Here is a 15630-nt window from a genome sequence, read left to right as displayed (position 1 = left end):
AAAGGAGAAGATACTATGAAAAAAGACTTTGCGAGTGTTACACCGGCGGGCAAAAAAACGTCCGTGCGCTGGTTCATCGTGTTTATGCTGTTTCTTGTGACCTCTATTAACTACGCGGATCGAGCGACGCTTTCCATCACCGGAGATTCCGTCCAGCATGATTTGGGATTGGACTCGGTCGCCATGGGATATGTCTTTTCTGCCTTTGGCTGGGCCTATGTCATCGGACAGCTTCCGGGCGGCTGGCTGCTGGACCGTTTTGGTTCAAAGACTATCATTGCGTTAAGCATCTTTTTTTGGTCGTTTTTTACGCTGCTGCAAGGGGCGATTGGCTTTTTCTCCGCCGGCACAGCGATTATCCTGCTGTTTGCACTGCGTTTTCTGGTTGGTTTATCAGAAGCGCCTTCATTTCCCGGAAACGGCAGAGTTGTTGCCTCATGGTTTCCAAGCTCCGAGCGCGGGACAGCTTCAGCCTTTTTTAATTCAGCACAATACTTCGCAATCGTCATTTTTTCTCCTTTAATGGGCTGGCTTACCCACTCTTTCGGCTGGCATTCCGTTTTCGTTGTCATGGGTATTGCAGGCATTCTTCTGGCTGTCATCTGGCTAAAAACGGTGTATGAACCGAAAAAACATCCGAAGGTTAATGAAGCTGAGCTTGCGTACATCGAACAGGGCGGCGGGCTGATTTCCATGGATGACAGTAAAAGCAAACAAGAAACAGAATCGAAATGGCCGTATATCAAACAGCTGTTAACGAACCGCATGCTGATTGGTGTGTACATCGCGCAATACTGTATTACGACTCTCACCTATTTCTTTCTCACATGGTTTCCGGTATATTTGGTTCAGGCACGCGGCATGTCTATTCTTGAAGCTGGGTTTGTCGCTTCCCTGCCGGCGCTGTGCGGATTTGCCGGCGGCGTCCTTGGGGGCATTGTGTCAGACATCTTGCTCAAAAAAGGCCGTTCACTGACCTTTGCAAGAAAAGTGCCAATCATTGCCGGCATGCTGCTGTCTTGCAGTATGATTGTCTGCAACTATACAGATTCAGCGTGGCTTGTCGTTGTTATTATGTCGCTCGCGTTTTTCGGAAAAGGCTTCGGCGCATTGGGCTGGGCTGTCGTGTCGGACACGTCTCCGAAAGAATGTGCAGGATTAAGCGGCGGTTTGTTCAACACTTTCGGCAATATTGCCTCGATTACAACACCGATTATTATCGGATACATTGTTAATGCCACTGGATCTTTTAATGGCGCGCTTGTGTTTGTCGGCGCTAACGCGATTGCGGCGATCCTCAGCTATTTGCTGCTGGTCGGGCCGATCAAACGGGTCGTGTTAAAGAAACAAGAGCAAGACCCCGATCAATCGTTGCCTGTCTAATATTTATGAAAGCGCTTTATAAAGGGAGGAAAATGCATGAGTTCACCGATACAAGAGCAGGTTCAAAAAGAGAAAAGATCGAATATTCCCTCAATTACTGAGATGAAGGTGATTCCTGTTGCGGGACATGACAGCATGCTGCTGAATCTAAGCGGAGCACACAGCCCGTTTTTTACCCGGAATATCGTAATCTTAACGGACAGCAGCGGAAATCAGGGAGTCGGCGAGGTGCCTGGCGGAGAGCATATTCGCCGCACACTGGAGCTGTCAGAGCCGCTTGTTGTCGGAAAATCTATCGGTGCGTACCAAGCGATATTGCAAACGGTCAGAAAGCAGTTTGGCGATCAGGACAGGGGAGGGCGAGGAAACCAGACGTTTGATTTGCGCACCACTGTGCACGCCGTCACCGCACTGGAAGCGGCTTTGTTAGATTTGCTTGGAAAGTTTCTTCAGGAACCGGTCGCGGCTTTGCTGGGCGAAGGGAAGCAGCGTGATGAAGTAGAAATGCTCGGTTACCTCTTTTATATCGGCGACCGAAAGCGGACGACCTTGCCGTATCAAAGCGATGAGCAGTCAGATTGTGCGTGGTTCCGTCTGCGCCATGAGGAAGCGCTGACGCCGGAGGCCATTGTGCGTCTTGCCGAATCCGCACAGGAGCGCTATGGCTTTCAGGATTTCAAGTTGAAAGGCGGGGTGCTGCGGGGAGAAGAGGAAATCGAAGCTGTTACCGCATTATCGAAACGTTTTCCAGAGGCAAGGATCACTCTTGATCCGAACGGGGCATGGTCATTAGAGGAAGCTATTGCATTATGCAAAGGAAAGCAAGATGTGCTCGCGTATGCGGAAGATCCGTGCGGGGATGAGAATGGCTACTCCGCTCGTGAAGTAATGGCTGAATTCCGCCGCGCGACAGGGCTTCCGACTGCGACAAATATGATTGCGACTGACTGGCGGGAAATGGGTCACGCGATTCAGCTCCATGCGGTCGATATACCGCTGGCTGATCCGCATTTTTGGACGATGCAAGGGTCGGTGCGGGTTGCGCAAATGTGCCATGATTGGGGTTTGACATGGGGCTCGCACTCCAACAACCACTTTGATATTTCCCTTGCGATGTTTACCCATGTGGCAGCAGCGGCTCCGGGGCGGATCACGGCGATTGATACCCATTGGATCTGGCAGGACGGGCAGCGATTAACGAAACAGCCTTTTGAGATTTCTTCTGGCTGTGTCAAGGTGCCGGATAAGCCTGGACTAGGCGTCGATATTGATATGGAACAAGTGGAAAAAGCGCATGAGATCTATCGGAAAATGAATTTAGGCGCACGGAATGACGCGATCCCAATGCAGTTCCTGATCCGCAACTGGGAATTTGACCGGAAGCGCCCGTGTCTTGTGCGATAAGTTTGATTGTAAATATTGTCATATCCGCTATTTTGTCTTACAATTGAACAACTGAAGGGAGAGTTGTTCGTGTACGAAGGTTTAGAGGATTTGAAAGTCGATACAGTCAATCGGAAAACATTAGCCAAGCAGGTCATCGAACGGATTGTCCATTTATTATCGAGCGGACAGTTGAGGGCCGGAGACAAATTGCCGACAGAAATGGAACTGATGGACATTTTGCATGTCAGCAGGCCTGTGCTTCGGGAAGCACTCAGTTCACTTGAAACGCTGGGCGTCATTACGAGAAAAACACGAGGGGGCACATATTTCAACGATAAAATCGGCATGCAGCCGTTTTCCGTCATGCTTGCCTTGGCCACTGATAATCTTCCGGCTATCATTGAAGCGCGGATGGCGCTAGAACTCGGACTCGTGACAATTGCCGCGGAAAAAATCAATGAGGAAGAGCTTCAGCGTTTGCAGAAGACGATCGACGATATTGCCAACAGCACTGACAATCTTTATGGTGAAGCGGATAAAGAGTTCCATCGAATTATTGCGTTAAGCGCCAATAACCCCGTCGTTGAAGGGATGATTCAGTCCCTGCTGATCACCCATGCGAAAATTGACAGCCAAATTCCGTACAGGGAGAGAGATGTAACGGTCGAATATCACAAAAAAATCTACGACGCCCTTGCCAAAAGAGATCCGTACAAAGCACATTACCACATGTATGAGCATCTGAAATTTGTCCGTGACAAAATTCTAAAAGGAATGGATGAAAAATAATGGTGAGCAACCGCAGTTGAAACGTAAGAGCTGCGGTTTTTTTAAACCAATTTAGAAAACGCTTACTAAAATATGAGGAGTGATTTTCATATGGCGATGAACCTCAGGAAGAACCAAGCCCCCCTTTACATCAAAGTGCATGAAATAGATAACACCGCGATTATTGTAAATGATGGAGGACTGCCAAAGGGCACTGTTTTCTCATGCGGGCTCGTACTTGAAGAGGATGTTCCTCAAGGCCATAAGGTGGCCCTCACCGATCTCAATCAAGGGGACGAGATCGTGCGTTACGGAGAGGTGATCGGATTTGCTGATGAGACGATCAAACGCGGGAGCTGGATACGGGAAGCCCTCGTGAGAATGCCCGCTCCTCCGGCGTTAGACGATCTTCCTCTCGCAAACAGGGTGCCGCAGCCGCGGCCGTCTCTTGAAGGCTATACGTTTGAAGGATATCGAAATGCGGATGGCAGTGCGGGGACAAAAAATATTCTCGGCATCACGACAAGTGTTCAATGTGTTGTTGGCGTTTTGGATTATGCAGTCAAACGAATAAAAGAAGAGCTGCTGCCGAAATACCCAAATGTCGATGACGTTGTGCCGCTGCATCATCAATACGGATGCGGCGTGGCGATCAATGCGCCCGACGCTGTCATTCCGATCCGCACGATTCAAAATCTTGCGAGGCATCCGAACTTCGGCGGTGAAGTAATGGTAATCGGATTGGGATGTGAAAAGCTCCTCCCGGAAAGAATTGCCTCCGAAAATGATGATGACATTCTATCGCTCCAGGATCACCGAGGTTTTGCGGCGATGATCCAATCCATTTTGGAAATGGCGGAGGAACGGTTAATCAGGCTGAACAGCAGAACCCGGGTGTCATGCCCTGTTTCGGATCTGGTTATCGGCCTGCAATGCGGCGGCAGTGATGCGTTTTCCGGCGTGACGGCGAACCCTGCCGTGGGGTATGCGGCTGATTTATTGGTTCGCGCAGGTGCAACGGTTTTGTTTTCTGAAGTGACAGAGGTGCGGGATGCCATTCATTTATTAACGCCGCGGGCTGTCAGTGAAGAGGTCGGACAATCACTGATCAAAGAGATGAAGTGGTATGACAGCTATCTTCGGCGGGGAGACGCAGACCGTAGCGCAAACCCGTCACCAGGCAATAAAAAAGGCGGATTATCCAATGTGGTGGAAAAAGCGTTAGGCTCGGTAGCGAAATCAGGCACAAGCCCCATCTCCGGCGTGCTCGGCCCTGGTGAAAGAGCAAAGCAAAAAGGCCTGCTGTTCGCGGCGACACCGGCAAGCGATTTTGTGTGCGGCACCCTGCAGCTGGCTGCGGGCATGAATTTGCAGGTGTTTACGACAGGGAGAGGAACACCATATGGCCTGGCTGCTGCGCCGGTGCTGAAAGTATCGACTCGGCATTCCTTATCAGAGCATTGGGCTGATTTAATCGATATCAATGCCGGCCGAATCGCGACAGGAGAGGCCAGTATCGAAGACGTAGGCTGGGAAATCTTCAGGACGATTTTGGATGTGGCAAGCGGCCGCAAACAAACGTGGGCAGACCGTTGGGGTCTTCATAATGATTTGTGCTTGTTTAATCCTGCTCCAGTGACTTGATTCATGTTTTTATAGCGGGGATATGGAATATGCTGTAAAATGAAAATCAGCGTATAGGAAACGGAGGGGTTACAGCATGGCATTCATTAGATTCCGAGTGACACGAATTCAATAGTGAACAACTCTCGGCTGAAAGCGGGAGAATCGGGATGAATCCGCCTATGTATGAGCCCTTAAAAGGTTATCAAAAAAGAGGGTGGCGTGCCTGCCCTTTTTTGTGCCTTCAAGCATCCCTTCTCTCTACTGCAGGCCGGAGCATGAGAAAGGGGAAATGGGATGACAAACCTTAACAAAAAACAGCTTATCACTGAGATTGTCGGGCTTGCACGCAGCCAAGGTTTGACGGTTCATTCTGAGAACGCGCAATTGAATGAAACCGGAATGGACTTTCAAGTTGTATTTGCCAAGGACGACACAGGTATGCCATGGGTGCTGCGAAAACCGCGGCGAAGTGATGTTGTGGAAAGAGCATCTGCAGAAGGCATAACGCTTGCCTTTCTCCGCGCGAATCTGACTGCTGATGTGCCGGATTGGAGAATTCATACACCGGAATTGATCGCTTACCCAATGTTAAAAGGAACGCCGGCTGCTGGAATTGACTTGGAACAAAAGCAATATGTATGGAATATGGATCATCAGCCGCCGTCAGACGACTTTGTCCGCACACTTGCCGACATACTGGCTGAATTACATGGCACGGATCAAATATCTGCTGGGCAATCCGGAATAGAAGTGATAAGGCCAGAAGATTTCAGGCAAATGACAGCAGACTCTATGGTTGATGTGAAGAATAAGCTTGGCGTATCTACGACGCTTTGGGAAAGATGGCAAAAGTGGATAAATGATGATGCATACTGGCCGGGTTTCTCTTCTTTGATACACGGCGATCTCCACCCGCCGCATATCCTTATCGATCAAAATGGACGTGTCACAGGACTTCTGGATTGGACAGAAGCGAAGGTTGCTGACCCAGCTAAGGATTTTGTTCTTTATCAAACCATTTTCGGAGAAAAAGAAACTGCCCGTTTGCTTGAATACTATGATCAAGCAGGCGGCCGGAAATGGGCAAAAATGCAGGAACACATCTCAGAGATGCAAGCGGCATACCCGTTGGAAATAGCTAAATTCGCTCTGCAAACACAGCAGGAGGAGCACGTCAATATGGCGCTGGAAGCACTCGGTGTAACATCGGATTAAGAATTGACTTCGTTTCATGAACCGAGTATTATAAACTCTACAAATAATAGAACGGATCAACAATCGTGAGGAAGAGCAAGTACGCATCAGAATGGAGGTTCAGAGAGTCGGTGGCAGGTGTGAACCGATCCTTCCCTGATGCCGAATGGGCTTCTGAATTGCTTTGCTGAACGGATAGTAGGCGATGCCGGGTTTCTCTCCCCGTTACCAAGAGAGGAGTATCGAAACATAGGTTTTCTGTACTTAGAGTGAACGGCTGTATAGCTGTTAATAAAGGTGGTACCGCGAGACCCTCGTCCTTTGCATAGGACGGGGGTTTTTTGTGTTTCTTAAAGGAGGTGACGGCCAATGGACGATGGCTGGTGGTGGCATAGCAGATGAGTTAGAAAGGAGGATATCAAATGGTCATTGCAACTGATGATCTTGAGGTCGCATGTCCTAAATGTGAAAGAGCGGGAGAAATCGAAGGAACACCTTGCCCGGCCTGCAGCGGAAAAGGTGTTATTCTGACTGCTCAAGGATATACGCTTCTGGATTTTATCCAAAAGCATTTGAATAAGTAAAGGAGAAAAGCTGAGCTGAGATGAGAGCAGAAGAGCAGAGTAAGATTCGTGAGGCCGCAGCAGGTACAATTTTTTTGCTGATCGGAACAGTTTGTTTTGCGTCTAAATCGATTTGGATAAAATGGGCATACCAAATGGGTGCTGAGCCAGATGCCGTGCTGCTATACAGGCAGCTGCTGGCTGTTCCGCTGTTTTGGCTGATTTTTTTAATATACCGTCCTCCAATGCCAGACGGTAAGAAAAAAGGAGACCTATGGAAGGCTTGTGGCGCGGGAGTGTTTTGTTTTTTTCTGTCTCCCTTGCTTGATTTTATCGGGCTGAACCATGTATCCGCAATGGTTGAACGTATATTGCTGATGAGCTATCCGTTGTTTGTGTTTGGATTCGCCGCGTGTCGTGACCGGAAAATGTCCTCAATTCAGGACCTTTTCGCAGTTCTGGCGGTCATGTTTGGGCTTTTCTTGGCGCTGGGCGGCTGGAATGCTGAGCTTTTCCAGGCGAATATGATTGGAGCTGTATTCATTTTGTTATCTTCGGCCGTCTATGCTGGTTATCTTGTCCTTTCCGGGCATCTCGTCCATCAAATCGGGGGGATCCGTCTCAATGCATACGGGATGACAGCTGCTGGAGCTGCCATGATGCTTTACACAGGGATAAAATCGGCGGCTGGCATGAATACGTCAATGGCAGCATATCCGCTTTCTATGTATGGTTTGTTCGCGGTAATTGCAGTCGTTACCACAGTGATTCCATTTGTGCTAATGCTTGAGGGCATAAAACGAATCGGGGCACAGCGAGCCGCCGCCATTTCAATGGCAGGGCCTATCCTGACGATTTTCTATGGAGCTTTATTTCTCGGTGAACGGCTTCGGCTTATTCAAGTCATTGGATACACTGCTGTATTCTTTGTCATTACGGGCATGGAATACAGGAAGCTGAAAACAGGAAAAAAAGAATAATTTATATAAAACACACACGTTTTTCAATTACAATAAGTGTAATTACGTGTGTGTTTTTTGATTTTGTAAAGGTTAGGTGAGAAGATGCAGCGCATATTGCTTGTAGAAGACGACCACTCAATCAGTGAAATGGTGGATCATTATTTAACAAAAGAAGGCTTTGGAATTGTGCATGCTTTCGACGGAGAAGAGGGCATCCGGCTGTTTCAGCAGGATTCATACGATTTGGTCCTCCTTGATATCATGCTCCCGAAGCTGAACGGAATGGATTTTCTGAAAATCATCCGGGAAAAAAGCAATATACCGGTCTTAATGATTTCGGCAAAAGACGGAGATGTAGACAAGGCATTGGGACTGGGTTTTGGGGCGGATGATTATATCGCCAAACCGTTTTCTATGATTGAGCTGACAGCCAGAGTAAAAGCCGCGATACGGCGGGCAACGCAATATTCGGCAGAGGAGCCGGCTGTGAATAAGGTGATCCGGATTCACCAGCTTGCGATAGATATAGACAATGTTTCCGTTTTGAAAAACGGAGAACCGCTCCAGCTGACGTCAACAGAATGGCAGCTGCTGTGCTTATTCGCATCAAATCCTAAAAAAGTGTTTACGAAAGAACAAATCTACCGTTCCGTTTGGAATGAAGAGTACTTTGATGATCAGAACATCATTAACGTACATATGCGGCGGCTCAGAGAAAAGATTGAGGATGACCCCTCCTCCCCTCAATATATTAAAACGCTATGGGGCATCGGTTATAAATTAGGAGAGTTTTAGAATGACAGTGCTATGGGTGGCCGCTGTCATCGCTCTGGCGTGTCTGAATGTGATTCAATTCATAATGAAAAAGAAGCGGGACGGGAATCTGGCTTACACGGCTGACCAGCTTAGCTACATGCTCAGCCGGGATTCGGCAGGGCAAATTTTGCTTCCTACAGACGATCATGCGCTCAAAGGCTTGCTTGTTAACATCAATCTTATCGTTGAGAATCGTCAGCAGATCAGCGCCCAATTTGCCAAAACAGAGCAATCCATGAAGCGGATGCTGACCAATATGTCGCACGACCTGAAAACGCCGTTAACGGTCATTCTCGGTTATATCGAAGCCATTCAAAGTGACCCGAACATGCCGGACGAAGAGCGGGAAAGATTGCTGGGGAAGCTCCGCCAGAAAACGAATGAACTCATTCAGATGATCAACTCCTTTTTTGATTTAGCGAAATTAGAATCTGAAGATAAAGAGATCCCGATCACCAAAGTACATATGAACGACATATGCAAACGAAATATCCTGCACTATTATGACGCTGTTCAGTCAAAAGGCTTTCAAGCAGCCATCGATATCCCCGATACGCCGGTGTATGCGCAGGCGAATGAAGAGGCTCTGGACAGAATCCTGCAAAACCTATTGTCCAATGCGATTCAATATGGCGCGGCTGGCAAGTTAATCGGGCTGACGCTGTCTTATGATGAGAGGAACATCGCCATCACCGTATGGGATCGCGGAATAGGGATTAGTGAAACCGATCAGCAGCGGGTGTTTGAGAGGCTGTACACACTTGAAGAATCCAGAAATAAAGCATTTCAAGGAAGCGGTCTCGGTTTAACCATCACGAAACGGCTTACAGAAAAAATGGGAGGCACCATATCCGTCCAAAGCAAGCCGTACGAAAGGACTGCATTTACGATTACATTGAAACGCATGACATATTAATCGTAAGAATTTCTTAAGGTTTGAGAAATAAAAATGACAGGGCTCGCCGCTACAATAGAAAATAGGTAAAGAGAGGGAAGGAGAAACAAAGTTGACTTATATCGTACAAACAAACGGGCTGACCAAAACGTATCAGGGCAAAGAGGTCGTATCCAATGTCAGCATGCATATTAAAAAAGGTGAAATCTACGGCTTTCTCGGCCCGAACGGCGCGGGGAAAACAACCATTATGAAAATGCTGACGAGCCTTGTCAAACCGACAAGCGGTGAAATCATCATTCTTGGGAACAAGTTCACCCACACGTCATATGAGGTGCTGGGGAACATCGGCAGCATGATTGAATATCCGATTTTTTATGAAAACCTGACAGCTGAAGAAAATTTAGATCTGCATTGTGAATATATGGGATACCACAATAAAAAAGCCATACAAGAAGTGCTGGATATGGTGAATTTAAAACAAATCGACAAAAAACCCGTCAAAACCTTTTCCCTCGGAATGAAGCAGCGCCTTGGAATTGCGCGTGCCATCCTCACGAAGCCGGACCTGCTCATTTTGGATGAGCCGGTGAATGGTCTTGACCCTATCGGCATTAAAAAGATCAGGCAATTGTTTCAAGTGCTGAGCAAAGAGTACGGGATGACACTGCTGATCTCAAGCCACTTACTGAGTGAAATCGAACAAATTGCGGACACGATCGGCGTCATTCGGGACGGCAGACTGCTTGAAGAGGTATCAATGGAGGATGTCAGGGGCCAGAACACTGAATACATCGAGCTTGTTACATCGAATCAGACAAAGGCCTGCTTTGTTCTTGAGAAAGAGCTGCAATTAACCAACTTTAAAATTTTAAATGAGAAAACAATCCGAATTTACGAGGCTGAAGCCTCTCAGGCTGCCATATCCAAAGCATTGATTTTAAATGATGTAGACATTGAATCAATGAACAAAAAGTATACGTCGCTGGAGGATTATTTTATCAAATTGATCAACGGCAATAGCATCAGTGCGTAAAGGAGGAGAGACACGTTGATGAATTTGATCAGAATCGAATTAAGAAAAATGAAAATGGGCTGGTATATCAGAGGTGCCCTTATTGCCAACGTGATCATTATGGGTTTTATGTGGCTGATCAGTTATTCCGAAAAAGCCGATGGCGGGGTTTCGTTCCAAAGTACGGATGAAGCATTCCTCATCATCGGTACCTTCGTCAGAGCGGTATTTATCGTATTTGGCGCTGTGCTGATCGTAAAATTGGTGATTTCGGAATATAAAAACAAAACCATTCTTGTGATGTTCACGTACCCGATCAGCCGTAAAAAGCTGCTCACCGCTAAGCTCATGATCGCGGGCGGACTGACGTTTATCACGATTTTACTTTCAAATATACTCATAGCCGCCGGTTTCTTTTGGCTGAACTCGATCTACCATTTCATACCGGGAGAGCTTACTTCCGAGATCATTTCTCAACAGGCGGTCAAAATGGCGGTTTTCGCTTTTGGCGCCGCTGGAACCAGTTTAGTTCCCATCTTTTTTGGGATGCGTAGACACTCGGTTCCGGCGACCATCATTTCATCTGTAGTAATTGTGATGCTCATCAACTCAACAAGTCCGGGCTTCTCGATTTCATCTGTTGTGTATATCCCGTTATCGTTAGCGGCATTCGGATTGTTCTTTTCCTACATGGCGATCAGGAATGCGGACAAGCAGGATGCGTAAACAAAGGCGCCCAATATGTATAAAAGGCCGATGCTGTCAGCACCGGCCTTTCCATTATGAGTCTGTTCTTGTTTCAAGATAATGCTTCTTGCCAATCTCTTTGCTCATCATATAGAAATGGAAGCAATATTCACCGATTGCCATGACGATCGCGCCGAATAAAGCCGCCAATGCAACTTCACCGCCAGTCATCCCCATAGAAAGCGGCATGCCCATCAGCCAGATCACGAGAAAGGCCAAACCAAAATCAGCCAAAGTTGCAATCATATTATTCCATTTCGGCAATACATAAAGATCGCCCAGCAAATAAGAAATAACCCCTAACACAATCGTCATTAGCAGCGTATCACCAAACGTGAACCCAAAGCCCAGACCAAGCACCAGATACAACACAATAATCGTCATAATACCTTTAATAGCGAGCGCTTTCACATGTGTCATTACAATTCCTCCTTTTGTCATTTGATTTGTTATGTATAATTCCTCAAATGTAAAAAGTTAAACCTTATTTTTTTTCGGAGGCGGGTGCAAATCTGCTGGGGAGGGGTCAATGATGTGAATCCAGGAATTGAGGCTGCGGCGCTTCGACAGCGGAAATGTGAAGCTTGTACTGCACCGGACGCTGCTTTGATGCCCAACAGCCCATTATGTTTGCTGTTTTTAGAATAAATTTAAAAACTTCTCCTGTCCCTCCGTCATCACTTCTGAAGTAATGAAATATGATGAAAAGAGATCAAGGGGAGGTGACGTGATGGCGGTCGTGAGAGCAACGAGTGCGGATGTCGATTTGATGGCAAGGCTGCTCAGAGCGGAAGCGGAAGGTGAAGGCAAGCAGGGGATGCTGCTTGTCGGCAACGTTGGAATTAATCGGCTGCGGGCGAATTGCTCAGATTTTAAAGGCCTCCGCACCATCAGGCAGATGATTTATCAGCCACACGCGTTTGAGGCTGTGACTCATGGATATTTTTATCAAAGAGCGCGGGATAGCGAGCGTGCCCTTGCACGCCGGTCAATTAATGGTGAAAGGCGCTGGCCTGCAAAATTTAGTTTATGGTATTTCAGGCCGGAGGGGGACTGTCCAGCCCAGTGGTATAACCAGCCGTTTGTGGCCAGATTTAAGTCACACTGCTTTTATCAGCCGACGGCGGAGACGTGTGAAAATGTATATAACACATTTTAGAGACAGGACACCGTTCAAGTTGAACGGTGTTTTTCTTTGAAAAGATGCAATGGAAAATATTCCTGTGAGATAATCGAAGAAAAAAGAGCTGACGGAGATGACAGAATGGCAACAATTGACCTGCAAAAGAAAAGTGTAAAGATCGTACTGGAGAAAAAGCAGTTAACGAAGGTGACGGCTCGTGTCGGACTGGTTCTTGATATTACGGGATCGATGAGACCGCTCTACAAAAACGGGACGGTTCAAAATGTGGTGGAGCGGATTTTGGCAGTGGCTGATCAGTTTGATGATAACGGTTTGCTGGATGTATGGGTGTATGATAATGAATTTTCCCGATTAAAGCCAGTTTCAGAAAAGGATTTTTCGGGCTATGTCGATCGTGAAATTTTAAATAATGACCGCTTGCATAAATTCGGCAGAAATGATGAGCCGCCAGTCATGAAGGACGTGCTGCGCAAATATGTTGCGGAGGAACCGAGCTCGTATCCTGCTTTTATTGTTTTTATCAATGACGGGGGCTGTAAAAAGTCAATCAAACCGATAATTGAAGCTTCTTCTGATAAACCGGTGTTCTGGCAGTTTGTCGGCATCGGAAACGGAAACTTTGATTTTCTCAATAAACTGGATACGTTAGAAGGGCGTGTCATTGATAACACGAATTTCCTGCATATCGAAGAGATTGACCGCATTTCTGATGATGAGCTTTATGATGCTCTGCTTGCTGAATTTCCATTTTGGCTGAAAGAAGCGAAGGAAAAAGGGATTGTAAGAGAACAAGAGCCTCCTGCTGAAAAGCCGAAAAAGAAGGGCTTTTTCAGCAGATTGTTTTCGAAATCACTGATAAGGCACTGAGCCATTCTGCGAAATGGCTCGGTGTTTTTGTTTTTTTAAGATCATGTGAAGAAAAATAGTCCGAATGGGCGGCTTGCAAACGACAGGATATGCAAAAAACGCGTCATTCAGCCAGCTTTCGGCATGTTTCAGCGGCAGGCTTGTGAGGGAAGACCTGTTTTTGATGTTCAGCGCTTACAATCGGTTCACATTTCTTCACAGTCGTTTAACAATGATTTCCTATAATGGAGACGATCAATGAGGAGAGAGGGGATCTTGAATGGCATACGACAGTCGTTTTGATGAATGGGTACAGAAACTGAAAGAGGAAAGCTTTCAAAACAATACGTTTGACCGCCGTAAATTTATTCAAGGAGCGGGGAAGATTGCAGGACTTTCTCTTGGATTAACGATTGCCCAGTCGGTTGGGGCCTTTGAAGTAAATGCTGCGCCTAAATTCTCAAGCTATCCGTTTACATTAGGGGTAGCGTCAGGTGATCCGCTTTCTGACAGTGTCGTGCTCTGGACGCGCCTGGCACCAGATCCGCTGAACGGCGGAGGAATGCCGAAGCAAGCCGTGCCTGTCAAATGGGAGGTCGCAAAGGATGAGCATTTCCGCAAAATCGTAAGAAAAGGCACTGAAATGGCTAAACCGAGTCTTGCCCATTCTATTCATGTGGAAGCAGACGGGCTTGAGCCGAACAAAGTGTACTATTACCGTTTCAAAACCGGACATGAACTAAGCCCTGTCGGAAAAACAAAAACACTGCCTGCCCCTGGCGCCAATGTGCCGCAAATGACCTTTGCATTTGCTTCCTGTCAGCAATATGAGCACGGATATTATACGGCCTACAAGCATATGGCGAAGGAAAAGCTTGATCTTGTCTTCCATCTCGGTGATTACATATATGAATACGGCCCAAATGAATATGTATCAAAAACAGGCAATGTCCGCACGCACAACAGCGCGGAAATCATTACGCTGCAAGACTATCGGAACCGTCACGCTCAATACCGTTCTGACGCCAATCTTAAAGCTGCACATGCGGCATTCCCTTGGGTTGTAACTTGGGATGACCATGAAGTTGAAAACAACTATGCCAATAAAATACCTGAAAAAGGACAGTCGGTTGAAGCATTCGTGCTCCGCCGCGCGGCAGCATACCAGGCATACTATGAACATATGCCGCTCCGCATTTCCTCTTTGCCGAATGGCCCAGATATGCAGCTGTACCGGCACTTTACGTACGGAAACCTGGCGTCCTTCAATGTGCTTGATACCCGCCAGTACAGGGACGACCAAGCCAATAACGACGGCAATAAGCCGCCTTCTGATGAATCGCGCAATCCGAATCGGACCCTGCTTGGAAAAGAACAGGAGCAGTGGCTCTTCAACAATTTGGGCAGTTCGACAGCCCACTGGAATGTGCTGGCGCAGCAGATTTTCTTTGCCAAGTGGAATTTCGGGACAAGCGCAAGCCCGATCTACAGCATGGATTCGTGGGACGGCTACCCGGCTCAGCGCGAACGGGTTATCAATTTCATTAAAAGCAAAAATCTGAATAATGTTGTCGTACTGACAGGTGATGTACACGCAAGCTGGGCATCGAACTTGCATGTCGATTTCGAGAAGACAAGTTCAAAAATATTCGGAGCCGAATTTGTCGGAACCTCGATCACTTCCGGAGGGAACGGCGCCGATAAGCGAGCGGATACGGACCAAATTTTAAAAGAAAATCCGCACATCAAGTTCTTTAACGACTATCGCGGATATGTCCGCTGTACAGTGACGCCTCACCAGTGGAAAGCCGATTATCGGGTGATGCCGTTTGTGACCGAGCCGGGCGCATCCATTTCCACGAGGGCTTCATTCGTTTACCAGAAAGACCAAACTGGGTTGAGAAAGGTATCATCCACAACAATCCAAGGCGGGGTGAAGCAATCCGATGAGGTCGAAGAGGATCGTTTCTTTGCGCACAACAAAGCCCACGAAAAACAAATGATTAAGAAGCGGGCAAAAATCACGAATTAAGGAGTGGAAATTATGTTTTCAAACATTGGAATACCGGGCTTGATTCTTATCTTTGTCATCGCCCTCATTATTTTTGGCCCTTCCAAGCTGCCGGAAATCGGGCGTGCTGCCGGACGGACACTGCTGGAATTTAAAAGCGCCACAAAATCACTTGTGTCTGGTGATGAAAAAGAAGAGAAATCAGCTGAGCTGACAGCGGTAAAGCAGGACAAAAACGCGGGCTGAATGCTGAAGAGGCAGACACCGGGTCTGC

General features: G+C 47.3%; 18 protein-coding genes and 1 other annotated feature. Of the genes, 16 read left to right on the top strand and 2 right to left on the bottom strand.

Annotation, left to right across the window (positions count from 1 at the left end; genetic code table 11):
- Nucleotides 1-15 precede the first annotated feature (15 nt).
- The 11 genes from gudP to NYE22_RS20765 all read left to right on the top strand — a co-directional run bounded on the left by gudP (nt 16) and on the right by NYE22_RS20765 (nt 11334).
- Nucleotides 16-1383 (top strand): glucarate transporter GudP, encoded by a 1368-nt coding sequence (gene gudP / locus NYE22_RS20815; RefSeq protein WP_003234818.1) that lies wholly within the window; start codon nt 16-18, stop codon nt 1381-1383.
- A 36-nt stretch (nt 1384-1419) separates the two neighbouring features.
- Complete coding sequence (gene gudD, locus NYE22_RS20810) at nt 1420-2787, top strand: glucarate dehydratase (protein ID WP_342412112.1); 1368 nt, start codon at nt 1420-1422, stop codon at nt 2785-2787.
- A 69-nt stretch (nt 2788-2856) separates the two neighbouring features.
- A complete protein-coding gene (locus NYE22_RS20805) occupies nt 2857-3558 on the top strand; it encodes a FadR/GntR family transcriptional regulator (protein ID WP_003234813.1) in 702 nt (233 codons plus the stop codon).
- 90 nt (nt 3559-3648) lie between these two features.
- Complete coding sequence (gene garD / locus NYE22_RS20800) at nt 3649-5181, top strand: galactarate dehydratase (protein WP_342412111.1); 1533 nt, start codon at nt 3649-3651, stop codon at nt 5179-5181.
- Between the two features lie 276 nt (nt 5182-5457).
- On the top strand, nt 5458-6378 hold the full coding sequence (gene mphK, locus NYE22_RS20795; RefSeq protein WP_032724842.1) for a macrolide 2'-phosphotransferase MphK: 921 nt from the start codon (nt 5458-5460) through the stop codon (nt 6376-6378).
- Between the two features lie 56 nt (nt 6379-6434).
- Nucleotides 6435-6682: a binding site (T-box leader), on the top strand.
- Nucleotides 6683-6779: 97 nt separating this feature from the next.
- Nucleotides 6780-6941, top strand: coding sequence for an anti-TRAP regulator (rtpA, locus tag NYE22_RS20790; protein WP_003234807.1), 162 nt, complete (start codon nt 6780-6782; stop codon nt 6939-6941).
- Nucleotides 6942-6961: 20 nt separating this feature from the next.
- Entirely contained in the window at nt 6962-7900 is a 939-nt protein-coding gene (locus tag NYE22_RS20785) for a DMT family transporter (RefSeq protein ID WP_342412110.1), read from the top strand.
- A 96-nt stretch (nt 7901-7996) separates the two neighbouring features.
- Nucleotides 7997-8677 carry a two-component system response regulator YcbL gene (gene ycbL, locus NYE22_RS20780; protein WP_080010608.1) on the top strand — a complete coding sequence of 227 codons (681 nt, stop codon included), beginning with the start codon at nt 7997-7999 and terminating at the stop codon, nt 8675-8677.
- Between the two features lies 1 nt (nt 8678).
- Nucleotides 8679-9614, top strand: coding sequence for a two-component system sensor histidine kinase YcbM (gene ycbM / locus NYE22_RS20775; protein ID WP_169037989.1), 936 nt, complete (start codon nt 8679-8681; stop codon nt 9612-9614).
- 91 nt (nt 9615-9705) lie between these two features.
- Nucleotides 9706-10629, top strand: a complete 924-nt coding sequence (locus NYE22_RS20770; RefSeq protein ID WP_101501830.1) for an ABC transporter ATP-binding protein — start codon at nt 9706-9708, stop codon at nt 10627-10629.
- 18 nt (nt 10630-10647) lie between these two features.
- A complete protein-coding gene (locus NYE22_RS20765) occupies nt 10648-11334 on the top strand; it encodes an ABC transporter permease (protein ID WP_342412109.1) in 687 nt (228 codons plus the stop codon).
- Here the strand turns inward: NYE22_RS20765 and NYE22_RS20760 are convergent.
- Together NYE22_RS20760 and NYE22_RS20755 are read right to left on the bottom strand one after the other, a co-directional pair.
- On the bottom strand, nt 11295-11429 hold the full coding sequence (locus NYE22_RS20760) for a hypothetical protein (RefSeq protein WP_119122840.1): 135 nt from the start codon (nt 11427-11429) through the stop codon (nt 11295-11297). The two genes, NYE22_RS20765 and NYE22_RS20760, sit on opposite strands and share 40 nt — an antisense overlap.
- Complete coding sequence (locus NYE22_RS20755) at nt 11389-11775, bottom strand: YndM family protein (RefSeq protein WP_003246313.1); 387 nt, start codon at nt 11773-11775, stop codon at nt 11389-11391. Before NYE22_RS20755 ends, NYE22_RS20760 begins: the two co-directional genes overlap by 41 nt.
- A 310-nt stretch (nt 11776-12085) precedes the next feature.
- Here NYE22_RS20755 and cwlJ point away from each other — a divergent pair, with 310 nt between their 5' ends.
- The 5 genes from cwlJ to tatAD all read left to right on the top strand — a co-directional run bounded on the left by cwlJ (nt 12086) and on the right by tatAD (nt 15602).
- Nucleotides 12086-12514 (top strand): cell wall hydrolase CwlJ, encoded by a 429-nt coding sequence (gene cwlJ / locus NYE22_RS20750; RefSeq protein ID WP_015715185.1) that lies wholly within the window; start codon nt 12086-12088, stop codon nt 12512-12514.
- A 105-nt stretch (nt 12515-12619) separates the two neighbouring features.
- The gene (locus tag NYE22_RS20745) at nt 12620-13366 is read left to right on the top strand and encodes a VWA domain-containing protein (RefSeq protein WP_326243231.1); all 747 of its coding nucleotides are present in this window, start codon (nt 12620-12622) and stop codon (nt 13364-13366) included.
- 64 nt (nt 13367-13430) lie between these two features.
- The gene (locus NYE22_RS20740) at nt 13431-13607 is read left to right on the top strand and encodes a hypothetical protein (RefSeq protein WP_169037988.1); all 177 of its coding nucleotides are present in this window, start codon (nt 13431-13433) and stop codon (nt 13605-13607) included.
- A gap of 18 nt (nt 13608-13625) precedes the next feature.
- Nucleotides 13626-15377 (top strand): alkaline phosphatase PhoD, encoded by a 1752-nt coding sequence (gene phoD, locus NYE22_RS20735; RefSeq protein ID WP_169037987.1) that lies wholly within the window; start codon nt 13626-13628, stop codon nt 15375-15377.
- A 12-nt stretch (nt 15378-15389) separates the two neighbouring features.
- A complete protein-coding gene (gene tatAD / locus NYE22_RS20730) occupies nt 15390-15602 on the top strand; it encodes a sec-independent protein translocase protein TatAD (RefSeq protein ID WP_003223835.1) in 213 nt (70 codons plus the stop codon).
- The last annotated feature ends 28 nt before the right edge of the window (nt 15603-15630 follow it).

Origin of the sequence: Bacillus sp. FSL K6-1560 (assembly GCF_038592935.1) — a bacterium.
Classification (GTDB): domain Bacteria; phylum Bacillota; class Bacilli; order Bacillales; family Bacillaceae; genus Bacillus; species Bacillus subtilis.
Note: the sequence above shows the minus strand (reverse complement) of the source record. Positions and strands in the feature narration are given on the sequence as shown.

Excerpts from the sequence above, each read along its gene's own strand:
- gudP (WP_003234818.1), top strand. The coding sequence starts at position 16 with ATGAAAAAAGACTTTGCGAGTGTTACACCGGCGGGCAAAAAAACGTCC.
- gudD (WP_342412112.1), top strand. The coding sequence starts at position 1,420 with ATGAGTTCACCGATACAAGAGCAGGTTCAAAAAGAGAAAAGATCGAAT.
- garD (WP_342412111.1), top strand. The coding sequence starts at position 3,649 with ATGGCGATGAACCTCAGGAAGAACCAAGCCCCCCTTTACATCAAAGTG.
- mphK (WP_032724842.1), top strand. The coding sequence starts at position 5,458 with ATGACAAACCTTAACAAAAAACAGCTTATCACTGAGATTGTCGGGCTT.
- rtpA (WP_003234807.1), top strand. The coding sequence starts at position 6,780 with ATGGTCATTGCAACTGATGATCTTGAGGTCGCATGTCCTAAATGTGAA.
- NYE22_RS20785 (WP_342412110.1), top strand. The coding sequence starts at position 6,962 with ATGAGAGCAGAAGAGCAGAGTAAGATTCGTGAGGCCGCAGCAGGTACA.
- ycbM (WP_169037989.1), top strand. The coding sequence starts at position 8,679 with ATGACAGTGCTATGGGTGGCCGCTGTCATCGCTCTGGCGTGTCTGAAT.
- NYE22_RS20765 (WP_342412109.1), top strand. The coding sequence starts at position 10,648 with ATGAATTTGATCAGAATCGAATTAAGAAAAATGAAAATGGGCTGGTAT.
- NYE22_RS20755 (WP_003246313.1), bottom strand. The coding sequence starts at position 11,775 with ATGACACATGTGAAAGCGCTCGCTATTAAAGGTATTATGACGATTATT.
- cwlJ (WP_015715185.1), top strand. The coding sequence starts at position 12,086 with ATGGCGGTCGTGAGAGCAACGAGTGCGGATGTCGATTTGATGGCAAGG.
- NYE22_RS20745 (WP_326243231.1), top strand. The coding sequence starts at position 12,620 with ATGGCAACAATTGACCTGCAAAAGAAAAGTGTAAAGATCGTACTGGAG.
- NYE22_RS20740 (WP_169037988.1), top strand. The coding sequence starts at position 13,431 with ATGGGCGGCTTGCAAACGACAGGATATGCAAAAAACGCGTCATTCAGC.
- phoD (WP_169037987.1), top strand. The coding sequence starts at position 13,626 with ATGGCATACGACAGTCGTTTTGATGAATGGGTACAGAAACTGAAAGAG.
- tatAD (WP_003223835.1), top strand. The coding sequence starts at position 15,390 with ATGTTTTCAAACATTGGAATACCGGGCTTGATTCTTATCTTTGTCATC.